The organism is Mesorhizobium sp. M1A.F.Ca.ET.072.01.1.1, assembly GCF_004023325.1.
Classification (GTDB): domain Bacteria; phylum Pseudomonadota; class Alphaproteobacteria; order Rhizobiales; family Rhizobiaceae; genus Mesorhizobium.
The window spans coordinates 1-4,524 of record NZ_RZSF01000434.1; the positions used below are offsets into that span (position 1 = coordinate 1).

A 4,524-nucleotide genomic window follows, 5' to 3' on the forward strand; every position below is an offset into this window, starting at 1 on the left:
GCCGACGATCCTTACGACGCACGCGCCGCTCGACCTGATCATCATCATGCTGGGCGCCAACGACATGAAGCCGTGGATCCACGGCAATCCCGTAGCCGCAAAGCAGGGCATGCAGCGCCTGATCGATATCGTGCGCGGCCACGACTATCCGTTCGACTGGCCGGCTCCGCAGATTCTCATTGTCGCGCCGCCCGCGGTGACGCGCACCGAGAATGCCGAATTCAAGGAAATGTTCGCCGGCGGCGATGACGCCTCGAAGCGGCTGGCGCCGCAGTACTCTTCGCTTGCCGACGAGGCCGGCTGCGGCTTCTTCGACGCCGGCACCGTGGCGACGACCACGCCGCTCGACGGTGTCCATCTCGATGAGGAAAACACGCGGCGGATCGGTCAGGCACTGGCCCCCCTCGTGCGTGTGATGCTTTCATTCTAACCCCAAGAAAAATCAGGGAGAAACCCGTGGCTGAGAACTACGACGTCATCATCATCGGCTCAGGCCCCGGCGGCTATGTCACCGCGGTGCGTTCCGCCCAGCTCGGCTTCAAGACGGCGATCGTCGAGCGCGAGCATCTCGGCGGTATCTGCCTCAACTGGGGTTGCATCCCGACCAAGGCGCTTCTGCGCTCGGCGGAGATCATGCATTATTCGGACCATCTCAAGGATTACGGCCTGAAGCTCGACGGCAAGGTCAGCCCCGACACCGCTGCCGTCGTCGACCGCTCGCGAAAGGTTTCGCTCAGGCTGAATGGCGGCGTCGCCTTCCTGATGAAGAAGAACAAGGTCGACGTCATTTGGGGTGAGGCGAAACTCTCAAAGCCGGGTGAGATCGTCGTCTCCAAGACCGCCAAGAAGCCGATGGAGCCGCAGCCGCCGGTGCCGAAAGGCGTCAAGGTCGAGGGAACCTATACCGCCAAGCACATTATCCTGGCGACCGGCGCCAGGCCGCGTGCGCTGCCGGGCATCGAGCCGGACGGCAAGCTGATCTGGACCTATTTCGAGGCAATGGTGCCGAAGGAGATGCCGAAGTCGCTGCTGGTGATGGGCTCGGGCGCCATCGGCATCGAGTTCGCTTCCTTCTACCGCACCATGGGCGCCGAGGTGACGGTTGTAGAGCTGCTGCCGGCGGTGATGCCGGTCGAGGATGCCGAGGTCTCGAAATTCGCGCAGAAACAGTTCGAGAAGCAAGGCATGAAGATCCTGCTCGAGGCCAAGGTGACCAAGGTCGAGAAATCTGCCAACTCGGTCACCGCGCATGTCGAGATGAAGGACGGCAAGGTCGAGAAGATCACCGCCGACCGCATGATCTCGGCCGTCGGCGTGCAAGGCAATATCGAGGGCCTCGGCCTCGAGGCGCTTGGCGTCAAGACGGATCGCGGCTGTGTCGCGGTCGACGGCTACGGCAGGACGAACGTGCCCGGCATCTATGCCATCGGCGATGTGGCCGGGCCGCCGATGCTCGCCCACAAGGCCGAGCACGAGGGCGTGATCTGCGTCGAGAAGATCGCCAATATCCCGGGCGTGCACGCCATCGACAAGCTGAAGATCCCGGGCTGCACCTATTGCAGCCCGCAGGTCGCCTCGGTCGGCCTGACCGAAGCCAAGGCCAAGGCCGAGGGCAAGGACATCCGCGTCGGTCGCTTCCAGTTCGGCGCCAACGGCAAAGCCATCGCGCTCGGCGAGGACCAGGGCTTCATCAAGACCATCTTCGACAAGAAGACCGGGCAGCTGCTGGGCGCGCATATGATCGGCGCCGAGGTGACCGAGCTCATCCAGGGTTTCGTCGTGGCGATGAACTTGGAGACCACAGAGGAAGAGCTGATGCACACGATCTTCCCGCATCCGACCCTGTCGGAGATGATGAAGGAAAGCGTGCTCGACGCCTATGGCCGCGCTTTGAACGCATGATAGACTGCTTGCGCGAGACTCAGACGCGGCAGCCGGAGGATTCTGAGGGCAAAGCAGTTCGTATCCGGATGCATTTTCACCTGATCAAGGAGGAATTGGCATATGGACGTGAATGGCGTGGGCTGGATAGCAGCCATCATCATTGGAGGCTTGGCCGGATGGCTCGCCGAAATGGTCATGAAGAGCAACACCGGCATCCTCATGAACATCATTTTGGGTATCGTCGGCGCGATCGTTCTCAATGCGATCTTACAGGCTCTCAACATCCAGTCCTTCGGCGCCGGCTGGTTCGCGTATTTGATCACCGGTTTCATCGGCGCCTGCCTGCTGATCTTTGTCGGCCGGCTGGTACGGCGCTGAGCCCCAGCGAAGTCCGTTATGCGAAAATGGCCGTGGCGGCATGCGCCGGCGTGGCCTTTTTCTTTATTCCGAAAAGTCCTAGATGACGCAGACAGGCGGCCGCGATGCGGGCGGCCGCGAAGGGTTCGAAATGGTCACTGTTCTCGACACGATCGCCAATGCGCCGCGCCCGCGGCATCCCGAAAAGGCGCACAGGCCGGACCAGGAAGTGCTGCGCAAGCCGGACTGGATCCGCGTCAAGGCGCCGGTTTCGAAGGGTTACGCCGAGACGCGCGAGATCGTGAAGTCGCACAAGCTGGTGACGGTGTGCGAGGAGGCCGGATGCCCGAACATCGGTGAATGCTGGGACAAGAAGCACGCCACCTTCATGATCATGGGCGAGATCTGCACGCGCGCCTGCGCCTTCTGCAATGTCGCCACCGGCATCCCGACCGCCCTCGACGCGGATGAGCCGGCGCGTGTCGCCCATGCGGTCAAGCAGATGGGCCTCAGCCACGTCGTCATCACCTCTGTCGACCGCGACGACCTCGACGACGGCGGCGCGCAGCATTTCGCCGACGTCATCCACGCCATCCGCGCCGCCGCGCCTTCAACGACGATCGAGATCCTGACGCCGGACTTCCTGCGCAAGGACGGCGCACTTGAGATCGTCGTTGCGGCCAAGCCCGACGTCTTCAACCACAATCTGGAAACCGTGCCGTCGAATTACCTGACGGTGCGGCCGGGCGCCCGCTACTTCCACTCGATCCGGCTGCTGCAGCGCGTGAAAGAACTCGATCCGTCGATCTTCACCAAGTCCGGCATCATGGTCGGCCTCGGCGAGGAGCGGAACGAAGTGCTGCAGCTCATGGATGACCTGCGTTCGGCAAATGTCGACTTCATGACCATCGGCCAATACCTGCAGCCTTCGAAGAAGCACCATCCGGTGATCCGCTTCATCACGCCGGACGAGTTCAAGTCCTTTGAGACGATCGGCAAGACGAAGGGCTTCCTGCTGGTCGCTTCGAGCCCGCTGACGCGCTCCTCGCATCATGCCGGCGAGGATTTCGCCAGGCTGCGCGCGGCGCGCGAGGCGCAGCTCAAGAAAGCCAGCTGACGCTTTCATGCCGAAATTCGAAGCCACCCGCCGCGTCGCCTACACGCCGGAACAGATGTTTGCGCTGGTGGCGGATATCGAGACCTATCCGCAATTTCTGCCGCTCTGCGAGGCGCTGACGGTGCGCTCGCGCAAGGAGCGCGACGGCCGCACCATCCTCGTCGCCGACATGAGCATCGGCTACAAGGCGATCCGCGAAACCTTTACGACCCAGGTGCTGCTCAAGCCCGACGAGAACGCCATCGACGTCAAATACATCGACGGCCCGTTCAAATATCTCAGCAACATCTGGCGCTTCGATCCGGCCGATGGCGGCTGCGAAGTGCATTTCTTCATCGACTACGAATTCAAGAGCCGCATTCTCGGCGCGCTGATGGGCACGATGTTCGATCGCGCCTTCCGCATGTTTTCCGAAGCATTCGAGAAGCGAGCGAACGTGATCTACGGCGCAGCGCAAGGCACGCCTGATCCGCGGATAGCCTAGGCCAGCGCTCGCAGGCCGAGCTGCAGCGCGTGCCGGACCGTCTCGTGGCGGATGAATTCCCGCCCCTTATGACCAAACAGCTGGCACTCGACGACGACCGGCTGGCCGGCAAATGCTATCCCGAACCAGACGAGACCCACCGGCTTTTCCGACGAGCCGCCGCTCGGGCCGGCAATTCCGGTGACCGCAAGGGAGAGGCTCGCGCGCGAATGCGTCAGCGCGCCCGCCGCCATCTCCCTGACCGTCTCACCCGAGACCGCGCCATGCGCCTCAAGCGTTGCCGCGGAGACGCCGAGCATCTCCATCTTGGCTTCGTTGGAATAGGTGATGAAGCCGCGATCGACCACGGCGGAAGAGCCGGCAATGTCGGTCAATGCTGCAATGATCAGACCGCCGGTGCAGCTCTCGGCCGTAGCCAGCATGATGCCGCGCTGCTGACAAGCCTGGAGCAGGGCGTTGGCTAATTCCGCGTTGCTCATGCCGGCACGTCTCCCGGATAGACGACGCTGGCCGTCGCGATCGCCGCAATGCCTTCGCCGCGCCCGACAAAGCCGAGCTTCTCGTTGGTCGTCGCTTTGATCGAAATGCGTTCCGGCGCAATGCCGAGCATCGCCGCCAGCGCCGCCGTCATCGCCTCGCGATGCGGCCCCACCCGCCGCGCCTCGCAGATCAGCGTGCTATC

At 62.9% G+C, this 4,524-nt stretch carries 7 protein-coding genes; 5 read left to right on the forward strand and 2 right to left on the reverse strand.

What is annotated here, in order from left to right; genetic code table 11:
• From EOA32_RS33575 to EOA32_RS33595, 5 genes are all read left to right on the forward strand, one after another.
• Nucleotides 1–430 (forward strand): GDSL-type esterase/lipase family protein (locus tag EOA32_RS33575; RefSeq protein WP_128374016.1); only part of this gene is annotated, 430 nt, incomplete at its 5' end.
• A 26-nt stretch (nt 431–456) separates the two neighbouring features.
• Nucleotides 457–1,902, forward strand: a complete 1,446-nt coding sequence (lpdA, locus tag EOA32_RS33580; RefSeq protein WP_066989683.1) for a dihydrolipoyl dehydrogenase — start codon at nt 457–459, stop codon at nt 1,900–1,902.
• A gap of 102 nt (nt 1,903–2,004) precedes the next feature.
• Nucleotides 2,005–2,262 (forward strand): GlsB/YeaQ/YmgE family stress response membrane protein, encoded by a 258-nt coding sequence (locus EOA32_RS33585; protein ID WP_066989685.1) that lies wholly within the window; start codon nt 2,005–2,007, stop codon nt 2,260–2,262.
• A gap of 130 nt (nt 2,263–2,392) precedes the next feature.
• On the forward strand, nt 2,393–3,358 hold the full coding sequence (gene lipA, locus EOA32_RS33590; protein WP_066989925.1) for a lipoyl synthase: 966 nt from the start codon (nt 2,393–2,395) through the stop codon (nt 3,356–3,358).
• Nucleotides 3,359–3,365: 7 nt separating this feature from the next.
• Nucleotides 3,366–3,842, forward strand: coding sequence for a type II toxin-antitoxin system RatA family toxin (locus EOA32_RS33595; RefSeq protein ID WP_066989693.1), 477 nt, complete (start codon nt 3,366–3,368; stop codon nt 3,840–3,842).
• Here the strand turns inward: EOA32_RS33595 and EOA32_RS33600 are convergent.
• The gene (locus EOA32_RS33600) at nt 3,839–4,321 is read right to left on the reverse strand and encodes a CinA family protein (protein ID WP_066989696.1); all 483 of its coding nucleotides are present in this window, start codon (nt 4,319–4,321) and stop codon (nt 3,839–3,841) included. The genes EOA32_RS33595 and EOA32_RS33600 overlap by 4 nt on opposite strands.
• Nucleotides 4,318–4,524 (reverse strand): 2-C-methyl-D-erythritol 2,4-cyclodiphosphate synthase (locus tag EOA32_RS33605; protein ID WP_189407595.1); only part of this gene is annotated, 207 nt, incomplete at its 5' end. The genes EOA32_RS33600 and EOA32_RS33605, both read right to left, overlap by 4 nt.

What these genes read in the sequence shown, in the direction of transcription:
- lipA (WP_066989925.1), top strand. Translation starts at nt 2,393, where the DNA reads ATGGTCACTGTTCTCGACACGATCGCCAATGCGCCGCGCCCGCGGCAT.
- EOA32_RS33585 (WP_066989685.1), top strand. Translation starts at nt 2,005, where the DNA reads ATGGACGTGAATGGCGTGGGCTGGATAGCAGCCATCATCATTGGAGGC.
- EOA32_RS33600 (WP_066989696.1), bottom strand. Translation starts at nt 4,321, where the DNA reads ATGAGCAACGCGGAATTAGCCAACGCCCTGCTCCAGGCTTGTCAGCAG.
- EOA32_RS33595 (WP_066989693.1), top strand. Translation starts at nt 3,366, where the DNA reads ATGCCGAAATTCGAAGCCACCCGCCGCGTCGCCTACACGCCGGAACAG.